The sequence below is a fragment of the Rhodococcus sp. As11 genome (assembly GCF_048957735.1).
In the GTDB taxonomy this organism is placed as follows: domain Bacteria; phylum Actinomycetota; class Actinomycetes; order Mycobacteriales; family Mycobacteriaceae; genus Rhodococcus; species Rhodococcus gordoniae.
Genome location: NZ_JARDJE010000002.1, coordinates 20,058 through 37,338, shown reverse-complemented (window position 1 = coordinate 37,338; position 17,281 = coordinate 20,058). Strand labels below are relative to the sequence as shown.

General features: G+C 68.9%; 16 protein-coding genes. 9 read left to right on the top strand and 7 right to left on the bottom strand.

Annotation, left to right across the window (positions count from 1 at the left end; all coding sequences use genetic code 11):
- The 4 genes from secF (at position 1) to PV766_RS02535 (ending at position 5,927) form a co-directional block, all read left to right on the top strand.
- Positions 1 to 1,203, top strand: a complete 1,203-nt coding sequence (secF, locus tag PV766_RS02550; protein WP_242496707.1) for a protein translocase subunit SecF — start codon at positions 1 to 3, stop codon at positions 1,201 to 1,203.
- A gap of 1 nt (position 1,204) precedes the next feature.
- Positions 1,205 to 2,956: an ABC transporter substrate-binding protein gene (locus PV766_RS02545; RefSeq protein ID WP_421096340.1), complete on the top strand. Its 1,752-nt coding sequence runs from the start codon at positions 1,205 to 1,207 to the stop codon at positions 2,954 to 2,956.
- Entirely contained in the window at positions 2,953 to 3,510 is a 558-nt protein-coding gene (locus PV766_RS02540) for an adenine phosphoribosyltransferase (protein WP_064064959.1), read from the top strand. Before PV766_RS02545 ends, PV766_RS02540 begins: the two co-directional genes overlap by 4 nt.
- Before the next feature lie 104 nt (positions 3,511 to 3,614).
- Positions 3,615 to 5,927: a RelA/SpoT family protein gene (locus tag PV766_RS02535; protein ID WP_064064958.1), complete on the top strand. Its 2,313-nt coding sequence runs from the start codon at positions 3,615 to 3,617 to the stop codon at positions 5,925 to 5,927.
- A gap of 91 nt (positions 5,928 to 6,018) precedes the next feature.
- On the opposite strand, the gene PV766_RS02530 is transcribed toward PV766_RS02535, so the two are convergent.
- Both PV766_RS02530 and PV766_RS02525 read right to left on the bottom strand, forming a co-directional pair.
- On the bottom strand, positions 6,019 to 6,801 hold the full coding sequence (locus tag PV766_RS02530; protein ID WP_064064957.1) for a peptidylprolyl isomerase: 783 nt from the start codon (positions 6,799 to 6,801) through the stop codon (positions 6,019 to 6,021).
- Entirely contained in the window at positions 6,801 to 7,673 is an 873-nt protein-coding gene (locus PV766_RS02525; RefSeq protein ID WP_421096339.1) for a peptidylprolyl isomerase, read from the bottom strand. The genes PV766_RS02530 and PV766_RS02525 overlap by 1 nt, the downstream gene beginning before the upstream one ends.
- A 149-nt stretch (positions 7,674 to 7,822) precedes the next feature.
- Between PV766_RS02525 and PV766_RS02520 the strand changes: the two genes are divergently transcribed.
- The 3 genes from PV766_RS02520 (at position 7,823) to PV766_RS02510 (ending at position 10,473) form a co-directional block, all read left to right on the top strand.
- Positions 7,823 to 8,506 carry an MBL fold metallo-hydrolase gene (locus tag PV766_RS02520; protein WP_255162888.1) on the top strand — a complete coding sequence of 228 codons (684 nt, stop codon included), beginning with the start codon at positions 7,823 to 7,825 and terminating at the stop codon, positions 8,504 to 8,506.
- Between the two features lie 61 nt (positions 8,507 to 8,567).
- Entirely contained in the window at positions 8,568 to 9,842 is a 1,275-nt protein-coding gene (gene hisS, locus PV766_RS02515; protein ID WP_421096338.1) for a histidine--tRNA ligase, read from the top strand.
- Positions 9,829 to 10,473, top strand: coding sequence for a hypothetical protein (locus PV766_RS02510; RefSeq protein WP_421096337.1), 645 nt, complete (start codon positions 9,829 to 9,831; stop codon positions 10,471 to 10,473). Before hisS ends, PV766_RS02510 begins: the two co-directional genes overlap by 14 nt.
- A 10-nt stretch (positions 10,474 to 10,483) precedes the next feature.
- Here the strand turns inward: PV766_RS02510 and PV766_RS02505 are convergent, their stop codons facing one another.
- The 3 genes from PV766_RS02505 to PV766_RS02495 all read right to left on the bottom strand — a co-directional run bounded on the left by PV766_RS02505 (position 10,484) and on the right by PV766_RS02495 (position 12,817).
- Entirely contained in the window at positions 10,484 to 11,713 is a 1,230-nt protein-coding gene (locus PV766_RS02505; protein WP_421096336.1) for a hypothetical protein, read from the bottom strand.
- Positions 11,713 to 12,048, bottom strand: a complete 336-nt coding sequence (locus PV766_RS02500) for a type VII secretion target (RefSeq protein ID WP_026003172.1) — start codon at positions 12,046 to 12,048, stop codon at positions 11,713 to 11,715. The genes PV766_RS02505 and PV766_RS02500 overlap by 1 nt, the downstream gene beginning before the upstream one ends.
- 289 nt (positions 12,049 to 12,337) lie before the next feature.
- Positions 12,338 to 12,817: a MarR family winged helix-turn-helix transcriptional regulator gene (locus PV766_RS02495; protein ID WP_064064954.1), complete on the bottom strand. Its 480-nt coding sequence runs from the start codon at positions 12,815 to 12,817 to the stop codon at positions 12,338 to 12,340.
- A gap of 93 nt (positions 12,818 to 12,910) precedes the next feature.
- Here PV766_RS02495 and PV766_RS02490 point away from each other — a divergent pair, with 93 nt between their 5' ends.
- Together PV766_RS02490 and PV766_RS02485 are read left to right on the top strand one after the other, a co-directional pair.
- Positions 12,911 to 13,936, top strand: a complete 1,026-nt coding sequence (locus PV766_RS02490; RefSeq protein ID WP_421096335.1) for a pirin family protein — start codon at positions 12,911 to 12,913, stop codon at positions 13,934 to 13,936.
- Positions 13,933 to 14,712 (top strand): pirin family protein, encoded by a 780-nt coding sequence (locus tag PV766_RS02485; RefSeq protein ID WP_129976679.1) that lies wholly within the window; start codon positions 13,933 to 13,935, stop codon positions 14,710 to 14,712. The genes PV766_RS02490 and PV766_RS02485 overlap by 4 nt, the downstream gene beginning before the upstream one ends.
- Before the next feature lie 74 nt (positions 14,713 to 14,786).
- Here PV766_RS02485 and PV766_RS02480 read toward each other — a convergent pair whose 3' ends face one another.
- Positions 14,787 to 15,800, bottom strand: a complete 1,014-nt coding sequence (locus PV766_RS02480) for a hemolysin family protein (RefSeq protein WP_026003251.1) — start codon at positions 15,798 to 15,800, stop codon at positions 14,787 to 14,789.
- Complete coding sequence (locus PV766_RS02475; RefSeq protein ID WP_064064951.1) at positions 15,793 to 17,160, bottom strand: hemolysin family protein; 1,368 nt, start codon at positions 17,158 to 17,160, stop codon at positions 15,793 to 15,795. The genes PV766_RS02480 and PV766_RS02475 overlap by 8 nt, the downstream gene beginning before the upstream one ends.
- Between the last annotated feature and the right edge of the window lie 121 nt (positions 17,161 to 17,281).

Here is a 17,281-nt window from a genome sequence, read left to right as displayed (position 1 = left end):
ATGACCGACACGACCACGACGACGGCCGCACCGCAGCACAGCCTGCTGTCCCGTCTGTACACCGGCACGGGTGCCTTCGAGATCGTCGGCCGCCGCAAGCGGTGGTACATCGTCACCGCGGTGATCGTGCTCATCGCCCTGCTCAGCATGCTGCTGCGCGGATTCAGCTGGGGAATCGACTTCGAGGGTGGCACCCGCATCCAGATGCCGGTCGTGGCGGGCGTCTCCGTCGACGACGTCGAAACCGTCTTCAGCGACACCATCGGCTTCGAACCCGAAGCGGTGCAGACCGTCGGCGCCGGCGACGGCGCGACGGTGCAGATCCGGTCGGAGACCCTCGACGTGGAGCAGGTCGCGCAACTGCAGACCGCGTTGTTCGAGGAGTTCCAGCCGGCCGGTCCGGACGGAGAGCCGTCCCGCAACTCGATCAGCGTCGCGGACGTCAGCGAGACGTGGGGAAGCCAGATCACGAACAAGGCGCTTCTCGCGCTGGTGGTCTTCCTCGTCATCGTGAGCATCTACATCACCGTCCGATACCAGCGGAACATGGCGATGGCGGCGATCGCGGCGCTGTTCTTCGACATCGTCGTCACGGCGGGGGTGTATTCGCTCGTCGGCTTCGAGGTCACCCCGGCGACCGTCATCGGTCTGCTCACGATCCTCGGCTTCTCGCTGTACGACACGGTCGTCGTCTTCGACAAGGTCGAGGAGAACACCCGAGGCATCCTGCACCTGCACCGCCGCACCTACGCGGAGCAGGCCAACCTCGCCGTCAACCAGACGCTCATGCGCTCGATCAACACCACCGTCATCTCGGTGCTTCCGGTGCTCGCGCTCATGGTGGTCGCGGTGTGGCTCCTCGGTGTGGGCACGCTCAAGGACCTCGCGCTCGTCCAGCTGGTCGGCATCGTCGTCGGCACCTTCTCCTCGATCTTCTTCGCCACCCCGTTGCTGGTTACCCTCGAGGAATGGCGTGGTCCGGTCGCGAAGCACACCCGCAAGGTGCTCGCCAAGCGGGAGGAGGCCGCCGCCCGCGCGGCGAAGGCCGGAACGACGGCCGGTGCGCAGGCCGCAGGCACGCGCGATCCCCGGATCGTTCCGCCGGCCCCTGCCTCCGATGCCCTGCCCGACCGGGCGACGATCCGTCGCGGCCCCGCCCCCGGAGCGCGACCTACCGGAAAGCGCGCCAAGAGAAGGTCGTGACATGGCGGTGACCGAGCGGAACGACCCGACGACGAGGCGGTCGCCGAGGCGCCGCGGCACGCTCCTCGCGTGTGCAGCGGTGGCCTCGACGCTCGCGTTCTCCACCGTTGCGTGCGCCACGGAGGAGGAACCGCTGCACTCGATCGGGTACGCGATCGACAACACGGTGACGACCTACAACGCGAACACCGTCGACGGTGCCGCCTCCGGCGCGCGCCAGGCGTTCGCCCGGGTGCTGCCCGGATTCGGTTACGTCGGCCCGTCCGGCCGGGTGATCGCGGACACCGACATCGGAACGGCCTCGGTCGTGCCGGGCGAAGGTCTGATCGTGCAGTACCGGTTGTCTCCGGACGCGGTCTACTCCGACGGCGTGCCCATGTCCTGCGACGACCTCGTCCTCGCCTGGGCGGCGTCGAGCGGCCGGTTCACCGCACCGGACGAAGCCGGGAAACAGGTCCCGCTCTTCGACGCCGCTCATCGCGGGGGCTACGCCGACATCGACCGGGTCGACTGTCGGCCCGGTTCGAAGGAGGCCACCGTCGTCTTCCGGCCCGGCCGAGAGGACACGAACTGGAGGTCGCTGTTCTCGGCCACCGAGCTGATGCCGGCGCACGTGGCGGCGGGCCGGTCGGGCGTGGCCGATCTGGTCGGGGCGATCACGACGAACGACACCGACGCCGTCCGGCGCATCGCGGAGTTCTGGAACACCGGCTGGTCTCTCACCCCGGGTGAGATCGACCCGGCCCTCTTCCCGTCGGCGGGTCCGTACCGTATCGAGTCGTACACGGCCGAGGACGGTCTGACGCTCGTCGCGAACGAACGGTGGTGGGGGAACGCCCCGGGCACCGATCGCATCGTCGTATGGCCGCGCGGGACCGACGTGTCCGCGGCGGCGGAGGACGGCCGCATCCACGTCGTCGATGCCGCCGAGGGATCTATCGGCCACAGCAATCTCGGCGACGGCGCCGAGGTCTCCACGGTCGTCTCGCGCAATCTCGAGCAGCTGGTGTTCGCCACGAGCGGGGTGTTCCAGGACCCGGCGGCGCGTCGCGCCGTCGCCCTGTGCGTGCCGCGGACGCAGTTGTTCGACGAGCTGGGCGCCTCCGACGAGTCGGACGGCGTCACGGGCCCGATCACGTCGAGGCTCCTGGCGCCCGATTCGCCGTTGTACCCGCAGACCGCGCCGTCGGCCGAACGTTACGCCGAGGTGGACATCGACGCCGCCCGTTCGGAACGCGAGGCCTCCGGTCAGGACCGGATGCAGGTCCGTATCGGATATCTCGGGCCGGACGACCGGCGCGCGCGCACTCTCGAGTTGATCGGCGAGTCCTGCCGCGAGGCGGGCATCGACATCGTCGACGCCGGCTCCGACACGTTCGCGCCGTCGCAGCTGACGGCCGGGGAGGTCGACGCGATCCTCGTGGGTACCGCCACCGCGGCGGGGGCCGGTGGCACCGCGGACATGGAGGACGCGCGCGATGCGCTGCACTCCGGTGCCGGCAGCAACGTGGGTGGTTACTCGATCGGGCGCGTCGACGAACTGCTCGACGGGCTGCTCGTCGCCCGCGACAACGCCGCCGTCGCCGGGCTCGCGACCGAGGCCGAACGCATCCTGTGGGGCGATGTTCCCACCCTGCCGCTGTTCGCGCAGCCCCGCACGATCGGGTTCGCCGCGGGAATACACGCCGGGGTACCGAACCCGACGACCGCGGGTGCGGGCTGGAACATGGATCGGTGGATACTCAGAGGATGAACGCTCAACGGATCGGCGAACCGCAGCTCGTCGAGGAAGCTGCCGCAGCCGTCGCCGGACACACCCGATGGGTCGACGACTTTCCGTCCACGGGTGTCCGGTTCGCCGACCTGACGCCGGTCTTCGCCGACGGCCCGTCCTTCTCGGCGATCATCGAGGCCCTGTCGTCCGTGGCACCCGACGCCGAACTGGTCGCCGGGATCGATGCGCGTGGTTTCCTCCTCGGGGGTGGCATCGCCCGGACCCTCGGTGTGGGGGTTCTCGCCGTCCGGAAGGCCGGCAAGCTCCCGCCGCCCGTGCAGACCTGCGAATACCGTCTCGAATACGGCACGGCAGCGATCGAGATCCCGGGCGACTGGCTCGCTCTGCGGGGCCGGAAGGTGCTCGTGGTGGACGATGTCCTCGCGACCGGTGGAACCCTGTCCGCGACCGTCGAACTGCTCGAGCGTGTCGGCGCGGAGGTCGTCGGTATCGCCGTCGTCACCGAGATCGAAGCTCTCGGTGGCCGGGCACGACTGCAGAAGTACCCACTGACGTCGCTCGTGCGGATCTGAGAGTTAGAGTTGCCACAGGTGCCGGTGAACCCGCCGGGCCCGTACGGTCCGGACATGCGCATCGGTGACGAACCAGGTTCGCAGCCGCGACGGGAGGTGGAGGGATGACCCAGAATCTCGATCGGTCCCAGAATTCCGGTCAGAATCCGACGCCCACCGCGGCGTCCACCTCTGCCTCGAGGCGGGTGCGCGCCCGCCTGGCCCGGCGCATCACCGGGCAGCGCGGCACCAGCCTCAAGCCCGTCCTCGAGCCGCTGGTCACCATCCATCGGGAGCTGTACCCGAAGGCCGACCTCTCGCAGCTGCAGCGGGCCTACGATGTGGCCGAGGAACGGCACGCCACCCAGAAGCGCAAGTCCGGTGATCCCTACATCACCCATCCGCTGGCGGTCGCGACGATCCTGGCCGAACTCGGTATGGACACCACGACCCTCGTCGCGGCGCTGCTCCACGACACCGTCGAGGACACCGGCTACACGCTCGAGCAGCTCACCGCCGAGTTCGGCGAGGAGGTGGCGCATCTCGTCGACGGCGTCACCAAACTCGACAAGGTCGTGCTCGGTTCGGCCGCCGAGGGTGAGACCATCCGCAAGATGATCATCGCGATGGCGCGCGACCCCCGGGTGCTCGTCATCAAGGTCGCGGACCGTCTGCACAACATGCGGACCATGCGCTTCCTGCCTCCCGAGAAGCAGGCCCGCAAGGCACGCGAAACCCTCGAGGTGATCGCCCCGCTGGCCCATCGTCTCGGGATGGCGACGGTCAAGTGGGAACTCGAGGATCTGGCGTTCGCGATCCTCCACCCGAAGAAGTACGAGGAGATCGTCCGCCTCGTCGCGACCCGCGCGCCGTCGCGCGACACCTACCTGGCCACCGTCCGCGAGGAGATCGGCCGGACGCTCTCGGCATCCCGGATCGACGCGGTCGTCGAGGGCCGGCCCAAGCACTATTGGTCGATCTATCAGAAGATGATCGTCAAGGGCCGCGACTTCGACGACATCCACGACCTGGTCGGCGTGCGGATCCTGTGCAACGAGATCCGCGACTGCTATGCGGCCGTCGGTGTCGTGCACTCGCTGTGGCAGCCCATGGCGGGGCGGTTCAAGGACTACATCGCACAGCCCCGCTACGGCGTCTACCAGTCGTTGCACACCACCGTCATCGGTCCCGAGGGCAAGCCGCTCGAGGTGCAGATCCGCACGCACGAGATGCACCGCACCGCCGAATTCGGTATCGCCGCGCACTGGCGGTACAAGGAGACGAAGGGACGCCACTCCGGCGATGTCGCCGAGCTCGACGACATGGCCTGGATGCGGCAGCTCCTCGACTGGCAGCGTGAGGCGGCGGACCCCGGCGAATTCCTCGAGTCCCTCCGCTACGACCTGGCCGTCAAGGAGATCTTCGTCTTCACTCCCAAGGGCGATGTGATCACCCTTCCGTCGGGCTCGACGCCCGTGGACTTCGCGTACGCCGTGCACACCGAGGTCGGACACCGCTGCATCGGCGCTCGGGTCAACGGCCGGCTCGTGGCACTCGAACGCAAGCTCGAGAACGGTGAGGTCGTGGAGGTGTTCACCTCCAAGGATCCCAATGCCGGCCCGAGCCGCGACTGGCAGTCGTTCGTCGTCTCGCCCCGCGCCAAGGCGAAGATCCGGCAGTGGTTCGCCAAGGAACGCCGCGAGGAAGCCCTCGAATCCGGCAAGGACGCCATCGCGAAGGAAGTGCGCCGCGTCGGTCTGCCGCTACAGCGCCTGATGAACGCCGATCTGATGGTCGCGGTCGCGAAGGAACTGCGCTACGCCGACGTCTCGGCGCTGTACACCGCGGTCGGAGAGCACCACGTCTCGGCGCACCACGTCGTGCAACGGCTGGTCGCGCTGCTCGGTGGCGTCGGTGGCGTCGAGGAGGAACTGGCCGAGCGGTCCACACCGTCGACCATCCCGACCCGCTCGCGGAACAGCGGTGATTCCGGTGTCCTCGTGCCGGGCGCACCGGGCACGGTCTCGAAGCTCGCGAAGTGCTGCACGCCCGTTCCCGGCGACGAGATCATGGGCTTCGTGACCCGGACCGGTGCGGTGAGCGTGCACCGCACCGACTGCACGAACGCCGGGTCGCTGCGGGAGCAGTCGGAGCGGATCATCGAGGTGCAGTGGGCGCCCTCGCCGTCGTCGGTGTTCCTCGTCGCGATCCAGATCGAAGCTCTCGACCGGCACCGTCTGTTGTCCGACGTGACGAAGGCACTCGCCGACGAGAAGGTCAACATCCTGTCGGCCTCCGTGACGACCACGGGCGACCGGGTCGCGGTGAGCCGGTTCACCTTCGAGATGGGCGACCCGAAACATCTCGGGCACGTGCTGAACGTCGTCCGCAATGTCGAAGGCGTCTACGACGTGTACCGGGTGACCTCGGCAGCCTGACCGAATCCGTCTCGGTCTGGCGCCGGACGACGACGTCCCGCCCCGGAATCTCCGGGACGGGACGTCCGTGCGTTCCGTGTGAACGGGGGTGTCAGGACCCGACGGTCACCGACTCGATCTGCACCGCGCGGTTGGGCGCACCGCCGCCGGCCGCCATCGAGCCGTCGTCACCCTCCGCCGCGACCTCCTCGATCACGGCGAGTCCGGCCTCGTCGACCGTCCCGAACACCGTGTAGGTGGGGGGAAGCTGCGAATCCTCGTACACCAGGAAGAACTGGCTGCCGTTGCTGCCGGGACGACCGGTGTTCGCCATCGCGACCGTGCCGCGCGGGTAGATCACCGGTTGCCGCAGCTGGGTGTCGCCGGGCGCGTACACGTTCTCCGGGTACTCGGTGTCGAACCCGTAACCCGGCCCGCCCGTTCCGGTGCCCGTCGGGTCGCCGCACTGCAGCACCTGCAGCCCGGGGGAGGTCACCAGCCGGTGGCAGGGCGTGTCGTCGAAATAGCCCTGCTCCGCGAGGGACACGAAGCTGTTGACCGTGCAGGGGGCCGCGGCCCGGTCGAGTTCGACGCCGATGACGCCGACGCTGGTGGTGATCTGCGCGGCAGCAGCGCCGGTGGCGGAGACGTCGTCCGCGGCGGGGGCGGTCACGTCGCGTGCGGCGTCACCCGAGGCGTCGTAGGTGCACGAGACGGAGTCGGTGCCGCTGGGTCGCTCCGGTAGTTCGCCCGTGTAGGCGGGGGACTGCCGGTCGGCGGCGGACGCCGGTGCCGACGAGCTCGCGGCGGTATCGGTGGACGAATCGTCGGAGCACCCCGTGAGGAGGAGTGCGAGCCCGAGGCCGGCGGCGAGGGTGGTGCGCAATCGGATCATCAGTCCATCCTGACCGACGTGAGGGTCGTCTCCAGTGCGGGGGTACCGTCGGCAGCCCCACCCGCTACACCGGCTGCGGCGATCGTGTCGAGGGTCGCAAGACCGGTCTCGTCGATCGTGCCGAACACGGTGTACTGAGGGGGCAGCACCGAGTCGCCGTACACCAGGAAGAACTGGCTGCCGTTGGTCTCGGGCTGTCCGGTGTTCGCCATCGCGAGGGTGCCGCGCGGATAGGTCATCGGTTCCTGCGCGGCGGGATCGTCGGCGGCGAACTGATCGGTGGGGAACTCGTTGGCGAACTGGTAACCCGGTCCGCCGGAACCGCTCCCGGACGGGTCGCCGCACTGCAGGACCTGCAGGGACGGCGAGGTGGTCAGACGGTGGCAGGTCGTGTCGTCGAAGTAGTTCTGCGACGCCAGCGACAGGAAACTGTTGACGGTGCACGGCGAGTCGTCGTTGTGCAGGATCAGGCCGATGTTGCCCTGATTCGTCTCGACGCTGACACTGACGTCCGTGTTGCCCTCGCCGGTTGTGCGGATGCCCTCGGTGCGCGGGGGCTGCGCGGGCTTCGACGGCTCGCGACCGTCGGCGGGGTACGAGCAGTTCACCGTCTTGGGCAACGGCTCCGACCGGCCCTCGGGCAGTGCCGCGTACTCGGAACCGGAGGTGTCGTTCGACGCTGCCTCCGTGGCCGTGTCGTCACCCCGGTTCACCGCCCACAGTGCAACACCTGCGCCGACGACCATGATCACCCCGAGCGCGGACAGCGCGATCGTCGCGCGGCGCCGCTTGCGCTCGCGTTCGGCTCGTCGCTCGAGTTGCCGTTCGAGTTTGCGTTTCGCGGCCTGGCGCCGTTGTGCGTTGCTCGGCACTGCAGTAGTCCTCCCGTGAACGATCGATGTGGTCCAACCGACTTCGAAGCCGATTCGAGTCTGCCACCCGGGACCGGGAACCCGCGGACAGGGCGCAACGCATAGTCTGTAGGAGACCTCGAAGGCTTCCACCCGTAGGAGCGATGCTCGTGCTCGTGACCGGATTCCCTGCCGGGATGTTCCAGACCAACTGCTACATCCTCGCGCAGGACAACGCGAAGGAGTGCGTCGTCGTCGATCCCGGCCAGGACGCCGCCGAGCCGCTCGTGGAGTTCCTCACGGGATCCGATCTCACGCCCCGGGCGGTGCTGCTCACGCACGGTCACCTCGACCACATGTGGTCGGCGCAGCCGATCGCCGACCGGTACGGGATCCCCGTCTACATCCACCCCGACGACCGGGCGATGCTCACCGATCCGCTGCAGGGCATGGGGTCGAGCCTCGCCCCCTTCCTCGACGGCGTCGAGTTCGTCGAACCGCAGCAGGTCGTGGAGTTCGGCGACGGAGACGAGATCGAACACGCCGGAATCGAGTTCGTCGTCGACCACACGCCCGGACACACCCGCGGCTCGGTCGTCCTGCGCACGCGCACCACCACCCCGGACGGGGCTGCCCTGAACGTCGCGCTCACCGGCGACACCCTGTTCCAGGGGGCGATCGGCCGTACCGACCTGCCGGGCGGCGACCACGCGCAACTGCTCGACTCGATCGCCCGCAAATTGCTCGTGCTCGACGACGGCACCAACATCCTTCCCGGTCACGGCGGGTCGAGCACGATCGGGCAGGAGCGGGTCTCGAATCCCTTCCTCACCGGCCTGGCAGAATCCCGCTGACACACGAACACCGCGATCCGTCGGTGACCAACCGAGAGAATTCCGAGAGAAGGCAGTACCAGTGAGCAAGGCCTCCACGTTTTCGGCGCCGAAGGGTGTGCCCGATTACGTTCCCCCGCAGTCGGCGGAGTTCGTGGCGGTACGGGACGGTCTGACCCGTGCCGCACGCTTGGCGGGGTACGGGCACATCGAACTGCCCATCTTCGAGGACACCGGCCTGTTCGCTCGGGGCGTCGGCGAATCCACCGACGTCGTCACGAAAGAGATGTACACCTTCGCCGATCGCGGTGAGCGCTCGGTCACGCTCCGTCCCGAGGGCACCGCGGGCGTGATGCGGGCGGTGATCGAGCACGGCCTCGATCGAGGTCAGCTCCCCGTGAAGCTGTCGTATTCCGGACCGTTCTTCCGCTACGAGCGCCCCCAGGCCGGTCGCTACCGTCAGCTGCAGCAGGTCGGTGTCGAGGCGATCGGCATCGACGATCCTGCGCTCGACGCCGAGGTCATCGCGATCGCCGACGCCGGGTTCCGGTCGCTCGGCCTCGACGGCTTCCGCCTCGAGATCACCTCGCTCGGCGACGACACCTGCCGCCCGCAGTACCGGGAGAAGTTGCAGCAGTTCTTGTTCGGGCTCCCGCTCGACGAGGAGACCCGCCGCCGCGCGGAGATCAACCCGCTGCGCGTCCTCGACGACAAGCGTCCCGAGGTCCGCGAGATGACGGCCGACGCACCGCTGATGCTCGACCACCTCTCGGACACCGCGCGTGCGCACTTCGACGAGGTGCTCGCGCACCTCGACGCGATCGGCGTCCCGTACGTCGTGAACCCGCGCATGGTGCGCGGCCTCGACTACTACACGAAGACCACCTTCGAGTTCGTCCACGACGGACTCGGAGCCCAGTCCGGTATCGGTGGCGGCGGTCGCTACGACGGACTCATGGAGCAGCTGGGTGGCCAGCCGCTCTCGGGTATCGGTTTCGGGATCGGCGTCGACCGCACGGTTCTCGCGCTCGCCGCGGAGGGCAAGTCGGCCGGCAGCCCCGCACGATGCGAGGTGTACGGCGTGCCCATGGGGGATGCCGCCAAGGCTGCGCTCGTGCCCATCGCGCACAAGCTGCGCGCAGCAGGCCTCCGCGTCGACCTGGCCTACGGCGGACGTGGCCTGAAGGGCGCGATGAAGGCTGCCGACAAGTCCGGCGCCGTCGTCGCGCTCGTCCTCGGCGACCGCGAACTCGAGGCGGGCGAGATCGTCGTGAAGGATCTGCGCAACGGCGAACAGCACAGCGTTGCTCTCACGGACGTCGTCGCCCGTGTGGGTGAGGTCGTTGTCGGCGCATGACGACCGGGACGGTGGCGCCGTCCCGCTCGATCTGATCCCGGCCCGGCTGCTGCGGCCGCGGGCACGCAGGATCGCGTTGCTCGCGCTCGCCGTCGGCGTCGTCCTCGGCGTCCTCGTCTGGATCGTCGCGCCCGGCTGGGTGGCCTTGCTCGTCGGTGCGGTCCTCGCGGTGCCACCGGCTCTCGGGGCGTTCCTGGCCACGCGTCGGCACCTGCTGCTGCGCGGCACCGTCATCACCCTTTCGGGGGCATTCCGGTCGCGCAGTGTCGATCTGGCGCGGCTCGCCGGCGTCGAACTGCTCGTGCGGGTGGGCGGCGTCTCGCAGGCGGTCCTGCGCGTCAACGACGGTGAGCACAATCTCGTGTCGGTTCCGTTGGCGCTGTACGCCAACGGCGGAGGTCGCGAACTCGAGGTGCTCGCTCTGCGGAAGCTGGCGAATGCGCTGGCCACCAGCGAGATTGCACCGGCAGCGGCGGTCTCGTCGGTGCTCGTCGAACAGTTGCGGGCCGAGGCCCGCGACGCCGCGCTCGGCGAACGCCCGCTCTACCGGGCTATCGAACTCGCGCGCGGCGCCGGGCGCGTGCCGCAGACGACGCTGACCGACCACGAGGTGGCTTCCCTGGTCGACTGACGGCCTGGGCTCACCGGTCGTCGTGCGAACCGATCACGGCAGGAACGACCAACGGCAACTCGCCGACCACCTCGGTGCTCATGGAGGCGGCACTCAGGAGACGGGCAGGGGAGCGGTGCTCCTCGTCCTCGGACCCGCGGCCCGACGTCGCGGGGACCATCCCGCCGGTGGAAGGCGTGCGGCCCCCCGGCGTCGTACCGGTCGTCGCCGGCGACCCTCCGCCCGCACCCGCGCCCGCACCCGTCGGGAGCGGAGTGGCGGCGGGCACACCCGCAGTCCCGAACGCGGTCCCCGCGCTGCCGTGACCGGCGAAGACTCCCGCCGACACCGTTCCGGCCGAGCCTGCGACGGCCGCACCGACGGTGGGGACCGCCGTGTGCGCGGTGGGCACGGTCGATGCGTAGGCGGTGGGAGCGGTCGGGGCGTGAGCGGCGGCCGCGGTGAACGGTGCAGCGGCACTCGATGCGACATCGGTTGCGGCCGTGGCGATCGTGCGCATCTCGTGCACCCCCGCCACCGCGACGGGCGCGGGCACCGGAACAGGTGCGGTCAACGGGGTCATCGCGGCGGTGTGGACCGCCAGTTCGCCTCGCGTACGCGCGACGACGGCCAGTGCCGCCTGAAGATGTTGTGCGGCCGACGCCAGCAGAGCGGCCTGACCCGGCGGTGTCACCAGAGCGGGGGCGGCCGCGACCGCTGTGGCCACGAACGACTGTGCGATGCCGGTCAATTCGACGTTGCCGCGTTCGACGCTCGCCGTGGCGGCGCGGGTGACGTCGCCGATCCGGTCGCCGCGGTCGGCCAGTTCGAGCGCGGACTGCTGAGCCCGGACGCCGTGACCGGTGGCCTCGTCGGCCGTCGCACCCTCCCACGACTCCGGAAGCGCGTGCAGCGCACTGCGCCCGAGAGTGGTCGCGGTCTCGAGCAGGCGCGAACCCTGATGCAGGATCGCCGTGGGATCGAGCGAGTCGAGGATGCCGGTGCCGAACATCGAGCCGAGTTCGGTGAGCGGCCGCACGATCACCTCGAGATCGGGCAGCACCGGCACCGGAATCGATTCGAGCAGTTCGACGATCGTGTTCGCGTCGAGGACGGGCAGACCCGGCTCGGGGAGCACGGGTTGCGGTGGTACGGGAATCGGGGCGTCGAGGACCGGTCCGATCGGTGACGCGCGAAGTGCGTCGAGAACGGTCGGTGAGGTGACGGGTGCTGCTGCGGCGTCTGCGACCGATCCCTGCATCACAGTCCTCCCGCGGCGTCGGAGAGGGCCGAAGCCGTTCCGGTGTCGGCGGTTTCGTAGCCGGCGGCGGCTTCGTGTGCCGCGATGCCGTTGGACGCGTATGCCCACGACAGTTGTGTGACGGCACGGGTGTGCTCGGACTGCGCTGCTGCGAACACCGCGAGGAACTCGCTTCCGATGAGTCCCATGGCCGGACTCAGCGCGGAGATGTTGGCCTGCAGATCGAACGCCCCTGCCTGCGCGACGTGCTCGGCCGCACGAAGATTCGTCGTCCCGAACGCTCGAACTCCGTCGGGCACCACCCGGATTCCGGCACCGGGAAACAGACCGCTCATCGAACCCCCCTCGAAGATCAGTGTGGCGAGCACTCTAACTCGAGAGAACCGGGGGAGCCACCGGGTCCTGGCCGGCCTGTGGATGAACCCACGGCATCGGCGATGAATTCGTTGCAGACCGGGTGCGCGACCTTCGATCGCACCTTGTGCCGTAGGCGAGCCGGAACTTCTCGGACGCGACGCGCGGTGCTTCGGGGATCGGTCGTGACCCACCTTCGGCGGCCGTACCGACGTTCACCGAATCGGCGAGCGTGCAGGCGTCGTGGTCCCGACGGCAGGGGCGGACCCGCTAGGAGGTGGCGGCCGACCGCTTACCGTCGATCATGCGATCACGCATGCGGGTGAAGGTCTCGGTCATGGAGGCGATGTCGTCGGGGGAGAGCAGGTCGAACATGTTCTCGCGGACCGCGTCGACGTGGCCCGGGCCCGCTGCGGCGAGTCGCGCGTAGCCGGCCTCCGTGAGTTCCGCCCAGGCCCCGCGTCGATCGGATTCGCACTCCACGCGCCGCACCCATCCCGCGTTCTCCATGCGGGAGACCGCCCGGGTGATCCCGCTGCGGGTCGTGGTGCTGGCATCCGCGATGTCGCGCATGCGCATCCTGCGGTCGGGTGCCTCGGAGAGCAGGACGAGGATCTCGAAGTCGGTGAAGGAGATGTCGGAATCCCGCAGCAACTGCTTGTCGAGATTCTGGAACAGCAGGCGGGTCGCATCCAGATAGGCACGCCACAGTCGCTGTTCGTCGTCGTTCAGCCACATCGTTTCTCCCATGAAATCCAGTCTACCCCAGTTAGTTGACTACGCAATCAAATGTGACACACTGGAAAGGTCGACCGACGCGACCACCGAGAGGAGTCGAGCGGCATGAGCAATACCGACACCCGCCCCGAGGAGATCCACTGCCGGACGGAGGATCTTCCGATCCGGGACGCACACCGCCCCCGCGTGGAGATCATCACCTCGCGCGACGTCCCGCTCGGCGGTCCGCGGGCGATGCCCGTCCGCCGTACCCTTCCGCAACGGCAGCGCTCGCTCATCGGTGCGTGGTGCTTCGTCGACCACTACGGCCCCGACGACGTCTCCCGCACCGGTGGCATGGACGTCGCACCGCACCCCCACACCGGACTGCAGACGGTGTCGTGGCTGTTCACCGGGGAGATCGAACACCGCGACAGTCACGGCGTGCACGCGATGGTCCGGCCGGGGGAGTTGAACCTCATGACCGGAGGCCACGGGATCTGCCACTCCGAGGTCTCCACATCCGCGACCGCCACGCTGCACGGCGTGCAGTTGTGGCTGGCCCTGCCCGACGCGCATCGCGATGCGCCCCGCGACTTCCAGCACCATGTGCCGCCGGTCGTCCGGGTACGCGGCGCCGCAGTGAAGGTCTTCCTCGGTTCGCTCGCGGGCCGGCAGTCGCCCGTGACGACGTTCACGCCGCTGCTCGGGGCCGAGATCGTCCTCGATCCTGCGACGAGCATCACCCTCGACGTCGACCCGTCGTTCGAGCACGGCGTGCTCGTCGACACCGGTACGGTCGCGCTGTTCGGTACCGTGCTCACGCGTGCCGCGCTCGGCTACACCGGAACCGGTGTGCCGGCCCTCGAACTGACCAACACCACCGACGAACCCGCACGTATCGTCCTCCTCGGCGGAACACCCTTCGACGAGGAGATCGTGATGTGGTGGAACTTCGTCGGGCGCGACCACGACGAGATCGTCGCCTACCGGGACGCCTGGGAACGCGGGTCCGATCGCTTCGGCAGCGTCTCCGGCTACACCGGCCGGATCGAGCGTCTCCCGGCGCCACCCCTGCCCCAGGCGCGTATCCGCCCCCGCCGCAATCCGTCCACCGCAGATCCGAACTGCCCGACACAGGACCCCGCATGAGCACCACACCGATACTCGACGTCCGCCGCGCGGACGACCGCCTCCGCACGAAGATCGACTGGCTCGATTCGCGACATTCCTTCTCGTTCGGCCACCACTACGACCCGGAGAACACGCATTTCGGCGTACTCATGGTCAACAACGACGACATCGTCCGTCCCGGAGCCGGTTTCGACACCCATCCGCACCGCGACATGGAGATCGTCACATGGGTGCTCCGCGGATCGCTCGTGCACCAGGATTCGACGGGGCACTCCGGGGTGATCTACCCGGGTCTCGCGCAGCGTATGAGTGCGGGTTCCGGGATCCTCCACTCCGAGAAGAACGACTCGTGGCGCTGTGCCGGTGCCACCGGCTCCCACGCCGCCGAGCACGACGAGCCGGTGCGTTTCGTGCAGATGTGGGTGCTGCCGGACGAAGCGGGCATCGAGCCCGGATACGAACAGCTCGAGATCGACGACGAACTGCTCTCCGGTGGTCTGGTTCCGGTCGCATCGGGAATGGATGCCTACGCCGACCATTCCGCGATCCGCATCCGCAACAGGTACGCGGCCATGCATGTCGCGCGGATGCGTCCGGACCGGCCCGTGACGCTCCCGGACGCGCCGTTCCTGCACGTGTTCGTCGCGCGAGGGGAAGCCGCGCTCGAAGGGGCCGGACATCTCGCGGAAGGAGACGCCGTGCGGATTGCCGGCGGCGGTGGCCGGCAGCTCACCACCGCGACCGGCGCGGAGATCCTCGTCTGGGAGATGCACGCCGCACTCGGGCACTCCTGAACGGTGCCGGTCGGGACGGGAAGCGACGTCAGGCCCGCTCCGTGGATCCGGAACGGGCCTGACGTATCGGTGTGTCAGCTCGTGGCGCCGCTCATCGGCAGCAGCCGGGCCAGCACGTCCGACAGGGTGATCAATCCGACGATCCGGCCGTTCTCGGTAACGGTGACCAGATGGTTCCTGGTTTCCCGCATCGTCGTCAGCGCCTCGTAGACAGGCGTCACCGCGTCGATCGTCAGCGCCGGGCGCATCAGTTCGGCCGCGGTGGTTCCGGGAGCGGCCTGGAGGCTGTCGCGCACGTGCACCACGCCGTCCACGTGGCCGTTGGCCCGCACGAGCAGTCGAAGATGCCCTGTGCGATGGGCCGTCTCGCGGATCTCGGCGCCGGTCGAGGTGGGCTTCACGCTGCTCGGCTGTGCTTGCGGCGTGACGATGTCGCCGAGTGTCAGCGTCTCGAGTTCCAGCGCGCTGCTGAGGTGTCCGTGATAGCGCTCGTCGAGCGTGCCGACCGTGGCCGAGTGCTCGACCAGGTGCCGCAGCGCATCGGGATCCTGCCCTTCGGCGACCTGGTCCACCGGGTCCACGCCGATCTTCCGCAGACACCAGTTCGCCATGTGGTTCAACCGGACGATCAACGGCCGGGTCACCCACATGAACGCGCGCATCGGCAATGCCAGCATCGTGGCGGACTTCTCCGGATGGGCGATCGCCCACGACTTCGGCGCCATCTCACCGACGACGAGGTGGAGGAACGTCACGATGATCAGGGCGAGGACGAAACCGGCCACGTCCGCGAGCCACAGCGGTGCGCCCCAGTTCTCGAACAACGGGGTGAGCCAGTGGTGCACGGCAGGTTTCGTCGTCGCGCCGAGCGCGAGCGTGCATACCGTGATGCCGAGCTGGGATCCTGCGAGCAGCACCGACAACTCGGAGGCACTGCGCAGAGCGGCCCGTGCCGAGCGGCTCGACGCCGCCGCGTCCTCCAGGCGGTGTCGCCGCGCCGCGATGAGCGCGAACTCGACCGCGACGAAGAACGCGCTGGCGGCGATCAGGCCGATCGTCACCGCCGCGACGACCACAGGGTTACTCATCGCCGGTCACCTCGTCCGTCAGAACGGTCACGTGCACCGAGGACGGCACGTGTTTGTCGATGTCGCGTACCTCGGCCACGAGGGTCCGGTGGGTCGGGCCCTCCTCGTGCACGAGTTCGGCCGGATCGGGATCGAGCGTGATCCGGACGGTGTCACCCACCTCGGGAAGGCCGCCGAACTCGGTGATGACCAGACCCGCGAGTGTCTCGTAGTCACCCTCGGGCAGATCGTGGTCGAGGGTGCGGGCCACCTCGTCGATGTGCGCGTCGCCTCGGACGAGCCAGCCGTCGCCCTCGGGACGGATGACCTCGACGGCGACCGCGGGATCGTGCTCGTCGGCGATCTCGCCGACCAATTCCTCCGCGATGTCCTCCAGGGTGACGACGCCGGCGAAACCGCCGTACTCGTCGATCACCAGGGCCATCTCGTCCTCGGCCCGGGTCAGCTCGGTGAGAACTTCCGGAAGAGCCAGCGTCGCCGGCACGATCACCGGCGGCCGGCAGACCGTCGCGGCCGTGCCCGTCGGAGTGTCGAGTCCGAGAAGATCGTGGAGGTGCACGACACCGCGCAGATCGTCGGACGAGGTACCCACCACGGGGTAGCGGGTGTGACCGTCGCTCATCTTGTCGAGGATCGTGGTAACCGGCTCGTCCAGCTCGACGACGTCGACCCGCGAACGCGGGATCATTGCGTGCTCGGCTGTGCGCGTGGGGAACTCGAGGATCCGGTCGAGCAGGGTGGACAATTCCGGAGGCAGCTCGCCGGTCTCCCGGGACGCGGCCACGATGTGTTCGAGGTCGCGCGGAGTGGCGGAGTGCTCGACGTCGTGCACCGGTTCGATGCGCAGGGCTCGCAGCAGGAGGTTCGACGACGCGTCGAACAGTTTGATCAACCAACCGAAGACGGCGAGATACGCACTCGTCGACAGGGCGAGTCGGCGGGCGACCGGCTCGGGGCGGGCGATGGCCAGGTTCTTCGGCACCAACTCTCCGAAGACCATCTGGACCACCGTCGAGAAGAGCACCGCCAGCACGGTGCCGACCGCGACACCCACGGCGGTGGGGATGCCCACACCGCCGAGCAACTCACCGAGGCCGCTACCGATCAACGGTTCCGCGACATAGCCCACGAGCAGACCGGTGACGGTGATGCCGAGCTGAGCGCCCGAGAGCATGAAGGAAGTGCGGCGGGTGACCGTCAGTGCGCGGGCCGCAGCCGTGTCACCGCCTTCGGCGCGGGCCTTCAGGCGGGAGCGGTCGACGGCCATGTACGCGAATTCCTGCGCGACGAAGTAGCCGGTCAGAGCAGTGATGGCGAGAACGACAAGAATGCCGGCCGCGATTCCGAGGGCGGTCAGCACTGAAGGGACCGGGCTCGGGTGACGAAGAGATCGTCACGTCTGGGCGGGACGGGTCTTCGAGGTTTTCGCTTGGGGCGTTTCATGACTCCCTCGGGGTCGGGCGGGCAGGTGTACTCACAGG